General features: G+C 32.6%; 18 protein-coding genes and 2 pseudogenes. 9 read left to right on the forward strand and 11 right to left on the reverse strand.

Going from position 1 to position 20,768, the window contains the following annotated elements; all coding sequences use genetic code 11:
* The 3 genes and pseudogenes from WC622_RS10070 to WC622_RS10080 form a co-directional block, all read left to right on the forward strand.
* Window positions 1–1,580 (forward strand): DUF3858 domain-containing protein (locus WC622_RS10070; protein ID WP_372819564.1); only part of this gene is annotated, 1,580 nt, incomplete at its 5' end.
* The gene (locus tag WC622_RS10075; protein ID WP_372819565.1) at window positions 1,577–3,472 is read left to right on the forward strand and encodes a DUF3857 domain-containing protein; all 1,896 of its coding nucleotides are present in this window, start codon (window positions 1,577–1,579) and stop codon (window positions 3,470–3,472) included. The genes WC622_RS10070 and WC622_RS10075, both read left to right, overlap by 4 nt.
* A 22-nt stretch (window positions 3,473–3,494) precedes the next feature.
* Window positions 3,495–3,754, forward strand: a pseudogene (locus WC622_RS10080) (pyrimidine/purine nucleoside phosphorylase); the annotation flags it as partial.
* Between the two features lie 2 nt (window positions 3,755–3,756).
* Here WC622_RS10080 and WC622_RS10085 read toward each other — a convergent pair.
* From WC622_RS10085 to WC622_RS10095, 3 genes are all read right to left on the reverse strand, one after another.
* Window positions 3,757–4,209 (reverse strand): GNAT family N-acetyltransferase, encoded by a 453-nt coding sequence (locus WC622_RS10085; RefSeq protein WP_372819566.1) that lies wholly within the window; start codon window positions 4,207–4,209, stop codon window positions 3,757–3,759.
* A gap of 64 nt (window positions 4,210–4,273) precedes the next feature.
* Window positions 4,274–5,548 (reverse strand): M16 family metallopeptidase, encoded by a 1,275-nt coding sequence (locus tag WC622_RS10090; protein WP_372819567.1) that lies wholly within the window; start codon window positions 5,546–5,548, stop codon window positions 4,274–4,276.
* Window positions 5,541–6,779: a M16 family metallopeptidase gene (locus WC622_RS10095; protein ID WP_372819604.1), complete on the reverse strand. Its 1,239-nt coding sequence runs from the start codon at window positions 6,777–6,779 to the stop codon at window positions 5,541–5,543. The genes WC622_RS10090 and WC622_RS10095 overlap by 8 nt, the downstream gene beginning before the upstream one ends.
* Before the next feature lie 122 nt (window positions 6,780–6,901).
* Between WC622_RS10095 and WC622_RS10100 the strand changes: the two genes are divergently transcribed.
* Both WC622_RS10100 and WC622_RS10105 read left to right on the forward strand, forming a co-directional pair.
* Window positions 6,902–8,026 (forward strand): CofH family radical SAM protein, encoded by a 1,125-nt coding sequence (locus tag WC622_RS10100; RefSeq protein WP_372819568.1) that lies wholly within the window; start codon window positions 6,902–6,904, stop codon window positions 8,024–8,026.
* A 26-nt stretch (window positions 8,027–8,052) separates the two neighbouring features.
* Entirely contained in the window at window positions 8,053–8,562 is a 510-nt protein-coding gene (locus WC622_RS10105) for a hypothetical protein (RefSeq protein WP_372819569.1), read from the forward strand.
* A 431-nt stretch (window positions 8,563–8,993) separates the two neighbouring features.
* Here the strand turns inward: WC622_RS10105 and WC622_RS10110 are convergent, their stop codons facing one another.
* On the reverse strand, window positions 8,994–9,863 hold the full coding sequence (locus tag WC622_RS10110; protein WP_372819570.1) for a ferritin-like domain-containing protein: 870 nt from the start codon (window positions 9,861–9,863) through the stop codon (window positions 8,994–8,996).
* Between the two features lie 17 nt (window positions 9,864–9,880).
* Window positions 9,881–10,582, reverse strand: coding sequence for a ferritin-like domain-containing protein (locus WC622_RS10115; RefSeq protein ID WP_372819571.1), 702 nt, complete (start codon window positions 10,580–10,582; stop codon window positions 9,881–9,883).
* A 146-nt stretch (window positions 10,583–10,728) separates the two neighbouring features.
* Between WC622_RS10115 and WC622_RS10120 the strand changes: the two genes are divergently transcribed.
* From WC622_RS10120 to WC622_RS10135, 4 genes are all read left to right on the forward strand, one after another.
* Window positions 10,729–11,508: a LytR/AlgR family response regulator transcription factor gene (locus WC622_RS10120; protein ID WP_372819572.1), complete on the forward strand. Its 780-nt coding sequence runs from the start codon at window positions 10,729–10,731 to the stop codon at window positions 11,506–11,508.
* Between the two features lie 22 nt (window positions 11,509–11,530).
* The gene (locus tag WC622_RS10125; RefSeq protein WP_372819573.1) at window positions 11,531–14,437 is read left to right on the forward strand and encodes a two-component regulator propeller domain-containing protein; all 2,907 of its coding nucleotides are present in this window, start codon (window positions 11,531–11,533) and stop codon (window positions 14,435–14,437) included.
* Window positions 14,438–14,882: 445 nt separating this feature from the next.
* Window positions 14,883–15,092: a hypothetical protein gene (locus WC622_RS10130; RefSeq protein ID WP_372819574.1), complete on the forward strand. Its 210-nt coding sequence runs from the start codon at window positions 14,883–14,885 to the stop codon at window positions 15,090–15,092.
* A 69-nt stretch (window positions 15,093–15,161) separates the two neighbouring features.
* Window positions 15,162–16,280 (forward strand): GNAT family N-acetyltransferase, encoded by a 1,119-nt coding sequence (locus WC622_RS10135; protein ID WP_372819575.1) that lies wholly within the window; start codon window positions 15,162–15,164, stop codon window positions 16,278–16,280.
* A gap of 24 nt (window positions 16,281–16,304) precedes the next feature.
* Here WC622_RS10135 and WC622_RS10140 read toward each other — a convergent pair whose 3' ends face one another.
* The 6 genes and pseudogenes from WC622_RS10140 to WC622_RS10165 form a co-directional block, all read right to left on the reverse strand.
* Entirely contained in the window at window positions 16,305–17,006 is a 702-nt protein-coding gene (locus tag WC622_RS10140; RefSeq protein WP_372819576.1) for a hypothetical protein, read from the reverse strand.
* Window positions 17,007–17,215: 209 nt separating this feature from the next.
* On the reverse strand, window positions 17,216–17,545 hold the full coding sequence (locus tag WC622_RS10145; RefSeq protein WP_372819577.1) for a helix-turn-helix domain-containing protein: 330 nt from the start codon (window positions 17,543–17,545) through the stop codon (window positions 17,216–17,218).
* A gap of 37 nt (window positions 17,546–17,582) precedes the next feature.
* Window positions 17,583–18,935: a UDP-N-acetylmuramate--L-alanine ligase gene (locus WC622_RS10150; protein WP_372819578.1), complete on the reverse strand. Its 1,353-nt coding sequence runs from the start codon at window positions 18,933–18,935 to the stop codon at window positions 17,583–17,585.
* Between the two features lie 35 nt (window positions 18,936–18,970).
* Window positions 18,971–19,810 carry a 50S ribosomal protein L11 methyltransferase gene (gene prmA, locus WC622_RS10155; RefSeq protein ID WP_372819579.1) on the reverse strand — a complete coding sequence of 280 codons (840 nt, stop codon included), beginning with the start codon at window positions 19,808–19,810 and terminating at the stop codon, window positions 18,971–18,973.
* On the reverse strand, window positions 19,810–20,571 hold the full coding sequence (tpiA, locus tag WC622_RS10160; RefSeq protein ID WP_372819580.1) for a triose-phosphate isomerase: 762 nt from the start codon (window positions 20,569–20,571) through the stop codon (window positions 19,810–19,812). The genes prmA and tpiA overlap by 1 nt, the downstream gene beginning before the upstream one ends.
* A 3-nt stretch (window positions 20,572–20,574) precedes the next feature.
* Window positions 20,575–20,768 (reverse strand): annotated as a pseudogene (locus tag WC622_RS10165) (glucose-1-phosphate thymidylyltransferase); the annotation flags it as partial.

Below are 20,768 nucleotides of genomic sequence, written 5' to 3' on the forward strand. Positions count from 1 at the left end.
ATAAAAAGTATCCTGACAAAAATTTTGCATTGCAAAATGTAAAAGAAGGTTCTATTCTAGAATTCAAATACACTATTAAATCCGATTTCATTTTTAATCTTCGTGGTTGGAGCTTCCAAAGTGACATACCTACACTCTATACAGAGTACAATGTGAAAATCCCACAATATCTTACCTATAAAACTAATTTTAGTGGTTATTTAAGTATTAATCGTACAAAACATGAAAGTGTGAGTGCAACTTATGTTAGTGGATTAATCTCTACTGCGACTTATGATCAATATGTGTTAGAAAATGTTCCAGCATTAAAAGACGAAGCTTATATTACAACTCTAGACGATTACCGTCCAATGCTTGATTTTGAATTACAAGGAACTCAATTTCCAGGCGAGCCATTTAAAGATTACAATGGCAATTGGCCAAAAATTATTTCAGGCTTAGTAGATGATGAAAATTTTGGGCAATTCATTAAAAAGAATTCTTATGCAAAATCTGTGCTTCCTACGCTTTTAAAAGGAGAAAAAGACACATTAGTTGTAACCAAACTTATTTTTGATTACATAAAAAATAATGTAAAGTGGAATGATGAGCATAGTATTTACGCTAGCGGAACTAACCCTAAAGCTATTTTTGAAAAGAAATCAGGAAATTCTGCTGATATCAATTTAAGTTTAATCAGTTTGTTAAAAGAAGCAAAAATTAATGCATATGCAGTATTAATCAGTACTAGAGATAACGGTGCTCATCCTGGATTTCCAGTAATTTCTAAATTTAATAATGTTGTAGCTTGTGTTATAATTAACAACAAAAATGTGTTAATAGATGCAACGGATAAAGATTTACAATTAGGGATGATTTCTTACGACAATTTGAATCATCAAGGATTTTTGATGGACTTAAGCACAACAAAAGGTAGTTGGATTCCAATTGAACCTACTTTTACAAACGAAAAAAACTTTAACTATGTTTTATCTCTCGATAAAGAAAATAAATTAACTGGTAAAATAATTCAATATTCTAAGGGATATGCTGCGTTAAACTTAAGAGATAAGTACAGGACAACAAATAATGAAACCGAATTTTTAAAAAATTATAAAAAAGATAAACCAGGCTTAGAATTATCAAATTATAAAATCGATAATCTTAATAATTTGGATGAAATGCTAACCGAATCAATGGATGTTGTGATTGAAGACAATGTAGAAGAAGCTGGTAATTTGGTATACTTTACTCCTTTGTTATTTGAACGCACAAAAGAGAATATGTTTAAACATGAGGAAAGACTTTTCCCTGTAGATTTCGCTTATCCTATTAAAGAAAATTACCGCATTACCGTAACTTTTCCAGAAGAGTATGAAGTAGAAAAATTACCAAAAGGCGGAATTTTTAAATTACCAGATAATAAAGGAGTATTTAGCATTCAGTTTTTAGGGGAAGGAAAAATGTTAATGGTTAAAAGTACCATAGATATCACAAAATCATTTTATACTCCAGAAGATTATTTTGATTTAAAGGAACTATTTAAGTCTATTGTACAAAAACAAGCCGAACAAATTGTATTTAAAAAGAAAGCCGAATGAAGAAATTAATTTTCTTAACTTTTTTAGCCGTTATTAATTCTTATAGTTATGCACAAACTACTTATGATGCTGCTAAAATACCCGAAAACTTAACAAAAGATGCCATAGCAGTGGTGCGCAATGAAGAGCAATTTTTTGAGTACAAAAGCATAGGTTCTGGACAGGTAGATTATAAAATAGCTATTACTATTTTAAGCAAAGCTGGCGATGATTATGCAGAAATGGCAGAAGCTTATGATAAATTCTCAAGCATTTATAACATTAAAGCTACTTTGTATGATGCAACTGGAAAAATAGTTAAAGAATACAAGTCATCTGATATTAAGGACCAGAGTTTAATTTCTGATTATTCGATATTTGAAGACAATCGTATTAAACTTTTAAAATTTTACAGCACAACTTACCCCTACACCATCGAATATAGTTATAGTCAAGATTTTAAAGGAATATTATCAATGCCTTCTTGGCGTGCTATCAAAGGGTATAATATTTCAACAGAAAAATCAGTTTATACCATTCAGAAAAATCCAACGCTAGTTTTAAAATTTTTAACAAGCAAGAATTTAAAAACAGATTCTACCAAAGTAGGAGATAAAACCCAATACAAATGGTCTACCACAAATACGCCAGCTATTGAAAGTGAGCCCTTAAGCATTGGTTTAGAAAATAGCGTAGATTGGGTAAAAGTATCTCCAACACAATTTGAATACGATAATACGACTGGAAACTTTGATACTTGGAAAAATTTTGGGGCATGGATATCTAAACTAAATGAAAATGCAAATATTTTACCTCCAGCTACAAAAACTCAAATCCAAAGTTTAATTAAGGATGCAAAAACGCCTAAAGAAAAAATGAGGATTTTGTATAATCATTTGCAACAAAATACGCGTTATGTAAGTGTACAATTAGGTATTGGAGGATTTAAACCAATTTTAGCAGAAAAAGTAGCGCAAGTAAATTATGGCGATTGCAAAGCATTATCTAACTATATGAAAGCGCTATTAAATGAAGCTGGAATTAAATCTAACCTTATTGTAATTGGTAACGGGATGCCTAGTTTAAATCCAAATTACTCGAGCATGGGCCAAGCAAATCATATGATTTTATGCGTTCCTTTAGAAAAAGACACTACTTTTTTAGAATGTACAAGCCAATATTCACCAATGGGATTTATTGGTTATGATAATGCTGATAGAAATGTTTTAATGATAACCGAAGATGGTGGAAAATTAATACACACCCCTATTTACAATGCAAAAGATAATTATCAAGTTAGAAAAACAAAGATAAATTTTAAAGATGATGGCACAGCCGATATCGACATAAAATCAGCTTATGGAAATGCTCAATTTGAAGATAACATGAGAATGTTGTTGATAGAACCTGTTGAGCAACGTAAAAGAATTAATGAAAGCAACGGTATTCCGGGAGCTGAATTAATTTCTTTTAAGTTTAATCAGGCTGATAAGGCTTTACCAATAATGACTGAGGAAATCAATTTTAAAAGTAACCAATTACTAACTCAAGGAGGTGATAAAGCATTTTTAATGCTGAACCTTATGAATAGAAAAGAAAGTGTTCCTGCTAAAATAGAAAATCGCAAAACCTACTTTGCAGTATCTTTCAGCTATCAAGATGATGATGAAATTAGTTACATCTTACCAAAAGGTTACGCTGTAGAATTTCTTCCAAAAGACATTACGCTCACATCAGAATTTGGAACTTACACAGCTAAGTTTATAACAAAAGATAATACCATAACGTATACCCGTACGCAAACCATGACGGCAAAAAAGTTTCCGCCAGAAAAATACAATGAGTTTGTAGATTTTAACAAAAAAATATATCAAGCAGACAAACAGAAAGCCGTTTTAACAAAAACTTTATAAACATGATTACCGAAACCAATATTTTGAGAACAATGTTAAATCTTTAGGTTACCATACATCCGAAGGAAAATCTACTGTAGATGTAATTAACCCTGGTGAATATGAGTTTGGTACATCAAATAAGGAAATTATGCATGTTATTGTGGCGAATTAATTGCATTACTCCCTAACACTACCGAATGGCAAAGCATTAAAGCTGGGCAGTTTTTCGAAGTTGACAAAAACTCATCCTACAAAGTAAAAGCCAATGTACAAACTGCTTATTTGTGTCAGTATAGATAAGTTTACTCTGCTTCGCAATGTTGTCTTAATTGTTTTGGTCCTTGTGGCCAAATAAAAGCTGTGGTTTGTTTTTTCCAACCCATACTTTTATAAAAAGCATCTGCTCCAGGTGCAGCACTTAAGTTCACAAAGTGATAATCTACTAATTGATTATTCAATGTAGTTACTAGATATTTCCCCAATCCTTGTCCTTGAAAATCTGGATCTACAACAATATCTGCAAGCATTGCATAATAACGACCATCACCTACTACTCTACCAAAAGCTATGATTTTATCATCTTTAAAAATAAAAATGGTAGTAGTACTATTTATAAATGCATTCTTAATTTCGTCAGCTTTGCGATGTTTCCATTCTATTTTGTAGAATAAGCTTATCACGTAATCCCAATCTATGGCTGTTAAATCGGGATTAATTTTATAGGTATATAATGGGTTTTCAAAAGGGATGTTCATCAATTTTATTTTATATTTTAGTACAAACGGTAAATGCCCAAAAAGGTTTTAGAAATTTATGCGTTTATTTTCTGCCAACAACAACTCTCGTCATTGCATTCCAGTTTAAGTACATATTGGCAATAGTTTTCAATTCTGCAGCACTAATAGTTTTCACTGTTTGGATGTATCTGCTGTAATAATCGTAGCCTAAACCAGAGAAATAAATATTTTTAAACTTATCAGCATGCGAAAAGGCATTTTCTAAACTACCCAACATAGAACCCAACATAAAATTACGGACTAAATCTAATTCTTCCTCTTCAACTAATTCTGTTTTTAAAATGTTAATTTCCTTCTCAATCTCTTGCAAAGCATTTGCACAAACAGCCGTTCCAACTTCAGTAGCAATGAAAAAGTAACCAGCGTTTTTTAAAGAGGCTATACCAGAACCAATTCCGTAAGTATAACCTTTATCCTCACGAATGTTTGCCATCAAACGAGAACCAAAATAACCTCCCAATAAGCAATTTAATATCTGCAATGCAGGAAAGTCTTGATGTTTACGGTTAATACTCAAATTACCCATGCGAATTGCCGATTGAACAGCATCTGCCTTTTCTATGTAAATTTCGCCACCTGCAATTGGCGCATATGTAAATTCATTTACAATTGATGGTTCGTTATTCTCCCATTCCTTACCAAAAAACTGATTTAGCAAATCAAATTCTTTAGCTTCAAACTTACCAGCGGCTATAATTGTACAATTTGCAGGTTTATAAGCAGCTTTAAAATAGGCCAAAAGATCATCTCTTTTCAACGCATCGTAATCTGCCAAAGAAATATCAGAGCCATAAGCCGTATCTCCAAAAATAGTATTAGCAAATGTTTTGCGAGCAATAAAATCGTTCTTTTGCAAATTTACCTGCAACTTCTGCTTTTGATTTTGGATAAAAATATCCAACTCTTGTTGAGGGAAAACACTTTCATTTAAAATGGATTGAACAATAGGTAATACAGCAGGTAAATGCTTATTTAAACTAAAAAGTGTAATTGTAGTTTGATCTGCGCCATATTCTGTTTGCAAAAAGGCACCATAATAATCTACTTTTTCAGCAATTTCTTTAGCGGATAAAGTTTTAGTACCGTTATTTATTAAACTATTTACAGATACTGCTTGCAAGGGTTTGTTCTGATTGTAATTTACATTTTCAAATATAAACTCAATACGAACTAACTCTTGCTGACCAACATTTACGGTAAAAACTGGAATACCATTAGTCAGTTCCTGTTTTGTTGGAGCAATAAAATTAATATCATTAACCTGTTTAGAAGCAGGTGCTAGTGTACGATTAAGCATTGGCTAAATAATATAGAGTAGACGATTTTTCTTTCACAAAAGTTGTGGTTGCAACTTCTTTAATCTGCGCTGCAGTAACGGCTAAATATTTATTAATTTCAGTATTTAATGATGCTGCATCGCCCAATAACTCATAATAAGCCAAATTCATTGCTTTATCTAACAAATTCATTTCAGCAAATACCATAATAGATTCCGATTTGTTTTTCACTTTCGTCAACTCATCATCGCTCACTAAATGAGTGGTTAATTTTTGTAATTCTTCCCAAATGGCATTTTCTGCGGCATTTATATCAACCCCGTTAACCAATTTGCCTTCTACAACAAACAAACCTTCGTCTATGCTACTAGATAAATACGCATTAATTTCGCTGAACAATTGTTGCTCTTTTAGCAAACTATTGTATAAGCGTGATGATTGCCCTTGCGATAAAATATCAGACATTAAATCATAGGTTTGATAAGTTGCATCTGTTCTAGTTGGCATTTTAAAAGCAATGTAAATAGCATTTAAAGGTACATTTGCAGTAACTGTCAACGTTCTTGCCTCAGTTTGTGGTAATTCTTTAGGTAAGTTTCTAGTGTATTTTTCTCCTGCCGGGGTAGGCTCAAACCATTTTTCGGCTAATTTTTTAACTTCTTCTGTTTTTACATTACCACCAACTACTAAAACTGCGTTTTGAGGGTTATAATGCTTTTTGAAAAATGCTTTAACATCTTCCATTTTTGCATTTTCTATTTGTGCTAAATCTTGACCAATTGTAGCCCATTGATAGGGATGTGTTTTATATGCTAATGGGCGCAATTTTAACCAAACATCGCCATACGGTTGATTAAGATAACGCTGTTTAAATTCCTCCATTACCACATTTCGCTGTGTATCCAAACTCTTTTCAGAAAAAGCAAGGCTCAACATTCTATCGCTTTCTAACCAAAAAGCAGTTTCGATATTTGTTGCAGGTAATGTGATATAATAGTTCGTAATGTCATTGCTAGTAAAAGCATTATTCTCGCCACCAACACGTTGTAAGGGCTCATCGTAACTCGGAATATTAACCGAACCACCAAACATTAAATGCTCAAATAAATGCGCAAAACCTGTTTTATTATGCTCTTCATCTCTTGCACCAACATCATACAAAATATTTAAAACTGCCATTGGTGTGGTTGGGTCTTCATGTACTAAAACCTTTAAACCATTAGCAAGTGTAAAACGATTAAAATCTACCATATCATTTTTTAGAGCTGTAAAGATATATAAAAGTCCGAATTTGAGCATCCGAAAGTCTGGGGTTTACGTAAAAATATGAACAGAGAATTGATAACTAAAAACTGATACCTATCTTTGATGCTATGAATACTGCCGATTTATTACAGAGGGCTTTAAAATTCGACTTTTTAACCAAAGAAGAAGGCGTTTTTTTATACCATAATGCAGAAACTGCTGAGTTAGCTTACGTGGCGAATGAATTACGAAAAATCCAAGTACCGAGCGGTAAAGTTACCTGGCAAATAGATCGTAATGTAAATACAACAAATGTTTGTATTGCCAACTGTAAATTCTGTAATTTTTTCCGTCGCCCGGGTCACGATGAAAGTTATATTACTGATATCGAAACCTATAAAGTTAAAATTGAAGAAACTTTTCGATTAGGCGGAGATCAGCTTTTATTACAAGGCGGTCATCACCCCGATTTAGGTTTATCATTTTATGCTAATCTTTTTAAGGAATTAAAAGAATTATATCCCGATTTAAAATTACACGCTTTAGGTCCACCAGAAATTGCACATGTTGCTAAACTAGAAGGAATTTCCCACACCGAAGTTTTAAAAGAATTAAAAGCTAATGGTATGGATAGTTTACCAGGTGCTGGTGCAGAAATTTTAAATGACAGAGTTAGACGCTTAATTTCTAAAGGTAAATGTGGTGGACAAGAGTGGTTAGATGTAATGAGAGCAGCGCATCAATTAGATATTACAACGTCTGCAACGATGATGTTTGGTCATGTTGAAACTATTGACGAACGTTTTGAGCATTTAGTTTGGATTAGAGAAGTACAAAGTGAAAAACCAGAACATGCTAAAGGATTTTTAGCATTTATTCCATGGCCGTTTCAAGATGATGGCACATTATTAAAACGTTTACGTGGCATTAGCAATAACGTAACTGGCGATGAATATATAAGGATGCTGGCATTAAGTAGAATAATGTTACCTAATGTGAAAAACATACAAGCAAGTTGGCTAACAGTTGGTAAAACTGTTGCTCAATTGTGTTTACACGCTGGCGCTAACGATTTTGGTTCTATTATGATAGAAGAAAATGTAGTTTCTGCCGCTGGTGCACCACATCGTTTTACAGCAAATGGTATTCAAACGGCAATTAGAGAGGCTGGCTTTGAGCCACAACTTCGTGGTCAACAATATAATTACCGTGATTTGCCTGCTCACTTAGAAGAACAAGTAATTTCCTATTAAACTATATTAATCTAAAACTCGCTCTTATGTTAAAAAAATCTATTTTACTACTATTTATCTTAGTTTCAAGCATTCAAGTTAATGCTCAAAAAGCTTGGTTTAAACAGAAAATTTCTGATAAAGTAAGTGTAAACTTCCCTATTGAACCTAAAAAAATTAATGATCAAAATTATGGCGTTAGAGACGAAGATGGCGTTGCCTTTCTTGTTTCTTTTGTAGATCTTTTGGCAGCAACAGGGTTTTCACTAGAACAGTTTAATAAAGGTGTGATTGAACAATCTTTTGCAGATGAATTTATGGGTGGACTTACTCCAAAATTGCCAAGTTATACGTTTAAGCCAGCTAAAATTATTATCACTAAGGCAAATCCTTCTTATCTAGTTTATGGAAGAGATGAGCAAAAGAAAAATACAATTTATATGAATATTGTTTTTATTGATGGTATTTCTCACAGCCTTACCTGTATAGTACCTGATGGGAAAGACATCAAAAACAAGGATAAATTCTTAAACGAGATTTATATCAACGGTAAATAAGAACTAGATTTATTTTTGGTTGATTTAAAAGAGCACAATAGGTGCTATTTTTTGTTGGAGCAACTTTACTATAGTTGCGTAATGTACTGAAAGGTATGATTTTAAATACTAAATTATTATGATAGAGTTCCTATTAACATAGCTAAGTTTCTTTTTTACAGAGCTGGGTCTCCTTTTTACATAACCAGGTTTCCTTTTTACACAGATAGGTTTCTTTTTGATGTAGCTTAACACGAGTTAAAAGCTTGCACTGGTGTTGGCAAGCTTGACATATGAGCTTATGTTTCAAGTTTTATTAAACCTGATTGGAGCGAACACGAAGCGAAATAAAGTGGAAAGCAGGGCTAAAATTAATAGTATTACAAGCCGAGCTTTTCAAAAAAAGGGAAGAAAACAAATGCTTCCTTCCCCCTACTTAAACAAAATATAACCTATGATAGTTTCTTACCTGGTTGAAGGAATAAGTTTGCAATTTCAATAACTGAAGCTTTATCTAACGGTTCATCGAAACATTCGACTGCTACTGCTTTGGTTACACCTGCATTCCCATTAATTCCTACAATATTTACACCTGCTTGTAAGGTAGTATCTTCACCTGCGTAAACTTTATCTACTTGTGGTACGCCAGAATCGTTCGCCTGACCTGCTGAACCAAGACTAACCCATGGTTTATATACAGTTGTACCACCAGAAAGCGCAGTACGCATAGCTCTAATATGAGCTGCATGTCGAGCTTCTACTGAATGTATTTGCAAAGCAGTAGTGAGAACAGTATTACCGACTAACACACCTGCCTGACCTTTATATGCTCTTACACCAGTATCTTCAAAGCCTTGTGCAACGGCTAAAAATGTACCGTAATCACTAAATACGGTTGGGAAAGTTCCACCTGCGGTGAAATCTGTATCTGAATAAGCTATTGGTGCTCTTGCTGCCGAACCTAATGCGCCTTTTAACAAGTTCACGTGAGCTAACTCATGGTCGCGAATAAGTGTAATTGCTGCTAATGGAGCACCTGCTGGTATTGGAGTTGCTGGTGTACCTGCTAATGCATGGTTGTAAAAATTGTATTCTAAATATTCTAATGCCAAAGCGAAATTTAACACATCTGTAACTGCTTGTGGCGTAGATTGTCCATATGCTTTTTGAAATACAGAGCCTAAAGCCAATGGCATTGCCGCTAAAGTTATTTTTTTACCCATGTTAAAAAAGTCTTTCATGGCGGCTCTACGTGGATTTAATCTTTCATAGATCTCACCGTCAACTTTTTCTATTTCTTCTAATATATTTACGATATTCATGATTTCTAATTTTAAGATTAAAGATTAATTACGTTAATTTTCGTTTTGATGTATTTACCTGCAGCGGCAAGTACTACATCTGGCGTTAAGGCCATATCTAATCCAGTTGATGAACTCACCTGTGGAGCAGTTGCAAAAGTTCCGTTAGAAATTAAATCGCGGATATAAGCAGCATGGCGTGCTTCTACCGAAACAATTTTGCCAGCAGCTAAAAGATATGTTGTACTTTTTAAACGTACACCTGCACCGTTGTAAGCGCCAACACCTAAATCTTCAAATGCCATAGCTGCGCCTAAAACGCTTGTACGGTCTGTAAAATTAATACTCGAAAAATCTACCGATAAGCTACCAATTGCAGCTGTGCCTAATGCATTTTTAAAAAATTCTCTGTGGGCAATTTCATGATATTGTATATCTTGAAAGTAAGCTTTTTCTGCTGCGCTAAAACCAGATGGTGGTGCGGAGGCTACTTGTATATAAAACGCAGCTTCCAATTGTTCCAAAGCATACGCATAATTTAATACTCCAAAATCGTCTTTAAAATCTAATGTAACGCCTGTCATTGGAGTGTTAATTCTGTCTTTTCTACAGCCTGCAGCTGTTAAAGCTACAACTGCTGCTCCGGCTCCTGCATATTGCAAAAAAGAGCGGCGTTGTAATTTAGCATCCAAAATGCTGCTTTCATCTTGCATTACATCTTGTTCGTTTAAATTTTCCATAAGAATGATTTTTAATTTAAGGTTCAGTTAAAAGGTTTTCTATATGTTACTTACGGAACTTAATTAGTATTGGATTTTATCAAAAAAGAAATATTTTCTATTGCCTCTATTTTTTGATAAATTGAGCCCTATTAAATAGAACCGCCGTGTTAAATGCAATTATAGTAGATGATGAAGAGTTTGCCCGTTCGTCGCTTTATTTTCTTTTACAAGAAAACTGCGATAACGTAAACATTGTGGGTATTGCAAAATCTGTAAATGAAGCTCGTAATTTACTGGCACACCATACTATAGATCTTATTTTCTTAGATATCGCCATGCCTGGCGAGAATGGCTTTGGTCTAATACCTCAGGCGCAAAATGCAAATGCAATTGTCATATTTACTACTGCTTATGACCAATATGCATTAAAAGCAATTAAGGCTAATGCATTAGATTATTTGCTGAAACCAATAGATATTGATGAATTAAAAGAGGCTGTTGCAAAGGCTGATAAATATGTGAAGTTAAATAAAGGCGAAAACAATAGAAATGAAAGTCTTAAGAATTTGGCTAATGATTTAACTGATAAAACTGGCATAAAAAAAATAACATTGCCTAGCGGACAAGGATATAGATTAGTAGATATTGATGATATTATTCACATTGCGGCCGACAGTAACTATTCTGTTTTTCACTTATTAAATCTCGAAAAAATTGCTGTTTCCAAAATTCTAAAAGACTACGAAGAAATTTTACCTGAAAATACATTTGTCCGCATTCATAAATCTAGTATAGTAAACCTAAAATATATTAAAGAGTATAATTCTAAAAACGGACTTCAGGTGGTTTTAGATAATGGCGAAATGATAAATGTTTCACGGAGAAGGGCTAGTGATTTTTTTGAAAAAATTAAAGCATATACTAATTTTCAAGGTGAGAAATAATTATCTATACCTGTTTTTCTGCATGTTGGCATTACTTATTGTGCCGATAATAGAAAGTAATGCACAAACTACATACTTGCCGCATTATACTACAAAAGATGGGTTACCTAGCAATAATTGTTATTATACTTTACAGGATAGAAAAGGTTACATCTGGATTGCTACCGATGCTGGTGTGAGTAGGTTTGATGGCACAATGTTCGAGAATTTTTCTGTAGATGATGGTTTGCCAGATAATCAAGTTTTACAATTAAGGGAGGATAAAAAAGGCAGAATTTGGTTTTTAACATTAAATGGTCAGCTAAGCTATTTCTATAATGGCAAAATATATAATCCTGATAACGATAAGCAACTTAAACAACTAAATTTTAATGCCGTTATTGTATCTTTTTTTGAAGATAGCAAGGGCAAGATTTGGTTTGGAACCAATAAAAATATCATCGGCGTTTGGGATGGAAAATCACTAATTAAATACATTTCTCCGAATATTGAAAAGCAATATGGCAATGCTTTTATCCATGAAGACAAGCAAGGCAATATTTGGGCATATAGCACAACGGCAGTTTTCCTTTATATCAAAAATAATTTTGTTTTAGTTGAGGATAAATCTTTGCCATTATCGTATAAAACATTGTTGGATAAACGAGATAATTCTGTTTACTTACTAGATAAGACTGGGTTAAACGTTAAAACAGGAACTGTAAATAACCTGATCTTAAAAGTTGATCCAAAATTATTGAGTAATAACCCAGGATATATCTATGTGGATAATAAATCGCTTTGGCTAAGTAATAATAGTGGTGTGTATGTAATTAGTTTTGATGGCACGATTAAACAATTGCTTAAAAATGTCGATGTAAATCAAGTCATAAAAGATAGTAATCAAAATATATGGTTTACTACCAAAAACGGAATTTATAGATTACCAGATGCTAAAGAACGTGTATATATATTTAATAAAGAAAACGGGTTAACAAACGATGTTGTTAAAAGTATAGCACAAGATGAAAATGGAAGATTATGGATGGGTACGAACAATGCCAGCATTAACATTTTAGATAAAAAAAGTAAAGCAGTACAAAAAATTAATATTCCTGATTTGCAACGATACAGTACCATTAAACAATTGGCTTTTGATCATAAAAACAAAACTGTTTATTTCGCTTCAGATTATGGCCTTGGTTCAATATCATCAACATATCCTACAAAAACCAACATCAGGTATTTAAAAGAAAGCAATAACTCGGTTTTTGTAGTTAAAAATTTCAGTTTAGATACCACAACTAAACTAGCTTTAGCGCTATCATCTGGAGTTGTTATTCTTAGTGATAGGATGAATAAATTCGAATTTTCTTCCTTAAATTATAAAGAGAAACAAGATTATTTTAAAGATCGCTCTTATCGTGTTTACTATGATGAAACGCAGGGTTTATGGTTTTCTAACGTTAGTGGATTATCTGAGTTTAATGCTAACAAATTAACTAAATATTACGAAATCTATCCTCTATTATCTAAAAGGATAAACGATATAAGGCAGCTAAAAAGCGGAACCTATGCTATGGCTACTGATGGTTATGGGATTGTGATTATAAAGGATGGAAAAATAATCAAGCTGCTTAGACGGAGAGATGGGCTTAACAATAATATTATTAATAAGCTTTTTGTTAAGAATAATTACTTGTGGGCAATTAGCAATACGGGTATAAATCGAATTTCATTAGCAGATGATAAATTTACTATCAATTCTTTTGATTATGCAAATGATCTCTTGTCAGATGATTTGAATGATTTATATATAGATACAGATACTGCTTATTTTGCAACAAATAATGGGTTAGTTTATTTTAGTCATAATCAAAAATCTCAACAAACTAAAGCGCCAAAAACCTACATTTCTTCGGTTATTATCAATAATGAAGCTTTAGATTTAAGTTTATCAAACTTTGTACTTAAACCAGATGAGCGCACCATTACTTTTAATTATAGTGCCATTGATTTTAAAAACCGTAAAATAACCTATCGTTATCGCCTAAAAGAAAATGCTAATTGGTCTGAAACTAAAAATAGAAGACTAGAATTATCATCATTAGAGCCAGGAAACTATTGCTTTGAAGTAAGTGCAAAAAGTCAGGATAGCAAATGGAGTACACCAGCTAAAATAAGTTTTGTTTTAGAAAAGCACTTTTGGCAAACTTGGTGGTTTTTAATTATCCTACTCATCATCGGTGCTTATCTTTTATATATGATCACGGTAAGAATTACAAGAAGACAAAAAAACAAAGAACAAGAACAACTTTTAAATAAGAATAAAATCTTAATGCTAGAACAAAGAGCATTACAAGCAATGATGAACCCTCACTTTGTCTTTAATGTGATGAATTCTATCCAACACTACATCAACACTAAAAATACGTCTTCGGCAAATAAAGTATTAACTGGATTTGCCAAATTAATACGGAAGAACTTAGAAATTTGTACCAAAAGTTACATCAACTTAGAAGAAGAAATTGAGTATTTAAATCTTTATTTAAGTTTAGAGAAAAATCGTTTTGGCGATAAATTTATCTATAGCATTACCATAGATGAAAAAATTGATAAAGAAGAAACTCTAATTCCATCGATGCTTTTACAACCCTATATTGAAAATGCAATTTGGCATGGCATTATGCCTAAAGAAGATGGTGGAGAGGTTAAAATAAATATTGATCAACAAGATGAAGATTATCTATGGATTAAAATAATAGATAATGGCATAGGCATTAACAATTCATTGTCTACTAAAAATGGGACACATATAAGTAAAGGCATGAATTTAACACAAGAAAGAATAAACTTGTTAAATAAAATTGAAGTAAAACCCATACAATTGTACATAGATCAGAACGGAAATAGTGGAACAACAATCACAATCTTAGTCCCTCTACGATAAATTTTACCGTTTACTCAATTATTACTACCACTTACTAAATATTATTAATTCGTTTTACTATTAGCATTAAACTTGTTGTAAGATATTCAACAAACAGAAATTGTTTGTTAAAAAAACGTTCTTATAGGATTGACAAAAGATATTTTTTAACCTAACCTAAAACTATATCTCAATTCAGGTTTCATTTGTGTGTTAAAAGCGTCCCAATTAAATTGAGACGCTTTTTTTGGTTATAAGCATTTACTATCACAATTAAAACTGCACTAATTACATAACTAGCTGCATTTCAGTACTAGAAAAAATTAAAAAAACTTTCAGAAAAAATCTTTTTATTTTAATTTTGAGGCAAATAAATTTTCTAAAAAACAGGTTTCTTTCTATTTAAAAAGATTTTTTGTAATTTAGAGTACCATTAAAACTTTCCTACTATTTAATTTTTTGTGTTATGAAAACGCCAAAAAAACCAATTCAGAAAAACCCTGTAAGTAAGCCGATGTCTAGCAAGAAAGAATCAGACGATGAGGACGATGATGATATCCAAGATAATGAGATCTTAGATGAAGAAGAAGAAGAAGACTTTGATGTGCCTTTAGATGACCTAGATACATTTGAAAGTTTTGATGATGACGATGATGACGACGACGATAGATATTAATCAGATATAAAACTCTATATTCAAAAGCATCCTATTTAGGGTGCTTTTTATTTTAACCTACCTTCAAAAATGAACATTGTACCTGTTAAGGATAAAGAAAGTCAGAAAGAATTTTTAAATGTTGTAGATACAATTTACAATGGCGATTCTAACTGGATACGTCCATTAGATCAAGATATTGAGAAAATTTTTGACGAAAAAAGTAATCCCTTCTTCAAACATGGACAATGTACACGTTGGATTTTAAAGGATAAAAATAATAAAACTATTGGAAGGGTCGCCGCCTTTATAAACGATAAAAAAGCCCACAATTACGAGCAGCCTACCGGTGGAATGGGATTTTTTGAGTGTATAGATAATAAAGAAGCTGCCTTTTTATTATTTGATACTGCTAAAAATTGGCTGCAAGAAAAAGGCATGAAAGCGATGGAAGGACCAATTAATTTCGGAGAAAATGATTCCTTCTGGGGGTTATTGGTAGAAGGATTTACTCCTCCATCATACGGAATGAACTATCATCTACCCTATTATCATAAGTTCTTTACTGATTACGGTTTTGAAACAGCTTATGAGCAATTAACAAATCATATTAATCTTAAAGTTCCTTTTCCTGCCAGGTTTACAAAAATTGCAAATTGGGTAGCTGCAAAGCCAGACTATACTTTTGAGCATTTTAAAAAGAGCAATGCTGATAAATACATTAATGATTTAATGGATATTTATAACGATGGCTGGCAAGATTTTGAAAACTTCGTTCCTATCAAAAAGGAAACCCTAAAAGAAAGCTTTAAACAAATGGAAGTTATCATGGATGAAAACCTAATTTGGTTTGCGTATGCAAATGGTGACCCAGCTTCATTTGTTGTAATTATTCCTGATGCAAATCAAATGATTAAAGGTCTAAATGGAAAATTAGGCTTACTAGAAAAATTAAAATTTGCGTATAAACGTTGGGTTGGCGTGACCCGTATGCGTGCAATCGTAATGGGAACTAAAACTAAGTATCAGAAACTTGGCTTAGAATCTGCTTTATTTATCAAACTTGGTGAATACGTATTACCTAAAAATCAATATACTGAATTAGAATTATCTTGGGTTGGCGATTTTAATGAAAAAATGATTGCCATACACCAAGCAACTGGCGCTACTTTTGGGAAACGACATTTAACGATGAAGAAAACATTTTAGTTTCTTTTCATAGGAACTCCATCTTTATTTATGCGCTTTTAAAAGGAATTTAATGTTCTTGCCGAAAATGAGCAGGATAAAAATATCTACCGCAAGGGTAATTACCACGAGTTTTGGCATGCCCATGAACCAAATTTCGGTATAAATTCCTTTCGCCAATAAGCTGTTAAAAAATCCAAGCACAACTATCCCTTCTAAAATCATAGGTAGGAAAAGAAAACCTAAAATATATAGGAATTTGAAACGGTAATCTAATGTTTTGTATGCAAGTACAATTGGATAAATGATTAATGCAAAAATTAAAGTAATAATGATTACTCGAGCAATCCAAGGTGATGAAATAGAATGTAAAGCAACACCAAGCTCATCTCCTCCTCCAACAATTGCAGTAACTAATCTCGCAATTGGTAAACTCGCAAATATTAAGGCAAAACCCCAAGATGCTTGTTGTTCAGATTTAGATCTCTTGAGTAAGATAGTACCAATCCAAATCATTACAAAATTAAATAGAGGACCTTCTAATCCAATTAAATATTGTAGTAGACCTTCTGATTTACAACCTAAAGGCATTGGACTTACTCTATTGAAATCACGTGTTCCCCATGCACCACAATACATTCTTCCTACAATCATATGCATCAGCTCATGGAGTTCATGAAAAAAATGACGAAGAGAAATAAAAGCAATAAGTGAAGCGGTAGAAAGTTTTAGTTTGTATTTTTTCATTTCCTAGAAATCACAATGTTTCAAAGCTATTTTAAAAACTTGGCGATATTGCCATTGCACTATGACTACAAGTGAAAAAAAATGGTTACAGCAGTAAACTAAAATGATAATGTCCTCAGCTTCTGAATGCTTTAAACAATAAAAGTTTATTATATAGACATATTAGAATTGCCAGATCTGGAATTATAAAATTTACTGAAAAGGATGAGCTATTTTCGTCTAATCTCTTCGTAAAGATCAATTATTTTTTTTTGAAGTTTGATAATCTCTTGTTCTTTTAAAGCAAGCTTATCTTTTAACATACTAATTTCAACAAAACTTCCCAACTGGGATTTATTCTCTCCCCTTGATATAATTTCTAAACTCGAAACTTCAAACAATTTAGAAATTTGGTCTAATCTAGAAATATTAATATCGGTAACACCTGTCTCTATTTTCGAAAATGCTGGGATTGAAATTTTTAAGAGCCTTGCCACTTCTCCCTGACTCCATCCGTTTCTTTGGCGTAATAGTCTAATGTTGGTACCAATGATATTCATTTGATCATTTTTTGGTGTTACAGTCTGTTTCTTACGTCTAGACATTCAACTCTAGTGCCAATTTAACCAAATCCATGCCGCCAAAATTACCAGAACTCATCATCAGCAGATTTGTATTTTCAAAATTAAGACTTCTTAAATAACTTTCCAATTGATCAGCTTCGCTAAAAAAAACAATGTTTTTATCATTAAAAGATGTTTGAACATCGTTCTCACTAACAGGCTCCATCTTTTTATGCTTAAACGTTTTTTCATCGATATAAACAATCGCAATATCAGCCTTTTTCATGGTATCGTGATATTGCTGTAAAAACTCTTTAGTTAAGCTACTAAACGTATGTAACTCAATACAAGCAACTAATTTTCTATTGATAAATTGTGCCTTTACAGCATCAATAGTGGCTTTTAATTTAGATGGTGAATGGGCAAAATCCTTATAAACACTTGTTTCTTTTGTATGGTTTAAAAGCTCTAATCTTTTGGCAGCACCTGTAAAAGTAGAGATAGCTACCTTGAATTCATCTTCATTTATACCCAACTGTTCAACAACTAATCTAGCAGCATTTAAGTTCATCAAATTATGATCACCAAACACTTGTAATGGAGTATGTTGAGGTAAAAGATATGTTATACCATCTATTACTTCATGATCAGGAATAGTATATGGAATTTTATCAATAGTTGCGGTAGAGTTAACAACTACCTTGCGTAATTCTAAATCATTTTCACAATAAATTAATTTTCCGCCCTCAACTATAGTGTCAATAAATTTATTAAACTGGGAAATATAATCCTCAAATGTTGGAAAAACGTTGATATGATCCCATGCTATACCACTAATTACACCAATATTTGCTTTATATAAATGGAATTTCGGTCTACGATCTATTGGGGACGCCAAATACTCATCACCTTCAATTATAATAACAGGAGCTGAATCGGTTATCTTAACCATAGTTTCAAATCCTGTTAATTGAGCACCAACCAAATAATCGAAATCTCTATTATAGTAATTCAGCACATGTAAAATCATAGAAGTAATAGTTGTTTTACCATGACTACCTCCTATTACAACTCTCAATTTATCTTTCGATTGTTCATAAATATATTCTGGATATGAATATATTTTCAAACCCATTTTTTGCGCCTTTACTAATTCTGGGTTATCTAAGCGAGCATGCATACCTAAAATTACAGCATCTAAATCCGAAGTAATATTACTTTCAAACCAACCATTTTCTTTAGGCAAAAGACCATACTTTGCAAGTCTTGTGCTTGATGGCTCAAAAATTATATCATCAGACCCTGTAACATTAAATCCTTTTTTATGTAAAGCAATGGCTAAATTGTGCATTGCACTTCCACCAATTGCAATAAAATGTATACGCATATCTTAAAATTTCTTAATCAATAATTAGCTAATAGCTAATTCTTATTAAACTGTGCAGCAACCCAATCCCCAATTTTTTTATGATCAACATAAGTAAGATTAAAATCAGCACAATGTGCTTTAATCATATCTAAATCTGGATTTTCATAAAAACCGCTAAAGAAAATCGTACCCTTTTCTTTTAAAACAGTAGCATAGCTCGAAATTTGATCAAGCAAGATATTTCTATTGATATTGGCCAAAATTATATCAAAACCAACAGCTGGTATAATTTCTTTACTGCCACAAAGTGATGTTAAATTCGTGATAGAATTTAATGCTGCATTTTCAATCGCACTACGATAACAAACTTCATCATTATCTATCGCTACTATTTCTTTAGCGCCTCTTTTTGCAGCCAAAATACCCAATATTCCAGTTCCAGCTCCCATATCTAATACTACTTTATCCTGCATATCAGTCTCTAAAATATAAAGCATCATCATGGTGGTAGTTTGGTGATGACCAGTACCGAAAGCCATTTTCGGATCGATTACAATCTCATATTTGTATTGAGGTTGATGCTCGTGAAAAGTAGCTCTAACATAGCAATCTTCATTAATGATAAGTGGGCTAAAATTCTTTTCCCATTCCTCATTCCAGTTTTGAGGCGCTATTGCAGTTACTTCATATGTATAATTCAATTCATCACCAAAACCTGTCAAAATCCCCATTAGTGTAGTTTCGTCAAATTGATTGGCGATAATAAAGGCATCAAAACCATTTGGCGTATCCTCAAAAGTGTCAAAACCAATTTCTGCTAGTTCTGCAATTAATATATCGTGTTGATATTCTTCAATATCCTTAAAATTAAAGGCTACTTTTTTATATTCCATTACGAATTGAAGGTTTTAACTATATCTACAAAATCACGAGATTTTAAAGATGCTCCGCCAATTAAACCGCCATCAATATCATGTTGTGCAAATAATTCAGCTGCATTTTTTGGGTTACAACTTCCACCATATAAAATTGAAGTATTGTCTGCTATGTTCATTCCGTATTTCGCATCAATTTTTGCTCTAATAAAGGCATGAATGTCTTGCGCTTGTTCTGGTGTAGCGGTTAAACCTGTACCAATTGCCCAAACAGGTTCGTATGCTAAAACAATTTTAGAAAAATCCTCAGCACTTAAACCGAATACTCCATTTTCTAGCTGCGATTCTAATACATGATAATAACTACCATTGTTTCTTTCATCTAAAGTTTCCCCAATACAAAACAAAGGTGTAAGGTTGTTTTGCAAGGCGATAATCGTCTTTTCAGCTAACAAAGCATCTGATTCTGCAAAATACTGTCTACGTTCTGAGTGACCAATTATTACATATTCACAACCAGTAGACTTCACCATTTTAGCAGAAATTTCTCCAGTATAAGCACCACTTTCTTTTTGATGGCAATTTTGTGCACCAATCTTTACTACACCTGCAGATAATTGCGACAAGCTATTTAAATGGATATAAGGTGAGCAAATTACAGCAATTTGATCGCCCTTTTTCTCATCTCTAACCATGTTTACAATTTCCGAGAATAAGGATATGCCTTCGCTATAATCCAAATTCATTTTCCAATTACCGGCAACTATTTTCTTTCTCATAATCTAAAAGTGTCTATATTTTTTTGTCAGTTCAAAAACATGCGATAAAATTGCTGTCTCTGTTGTATCTAATACTGTATCTCTTCTTTCGTAAACCTTTGCGGCTGTTTCTAACATTTTATTTAAGCCGTAAACTTCAAATCCATGTGCACCACCCCAAGCAAAATCTGGTATAAAGTTGCGTGGAAATCCTGCTC

Source organism: Pedobacter sp., assembly GCF_041662865.1.
Lineage (GTDB): Bacteria > Bacteroidota > Bacteroidia > Sphingobacteriales > Sphingobacteriaceae > Pedobacter.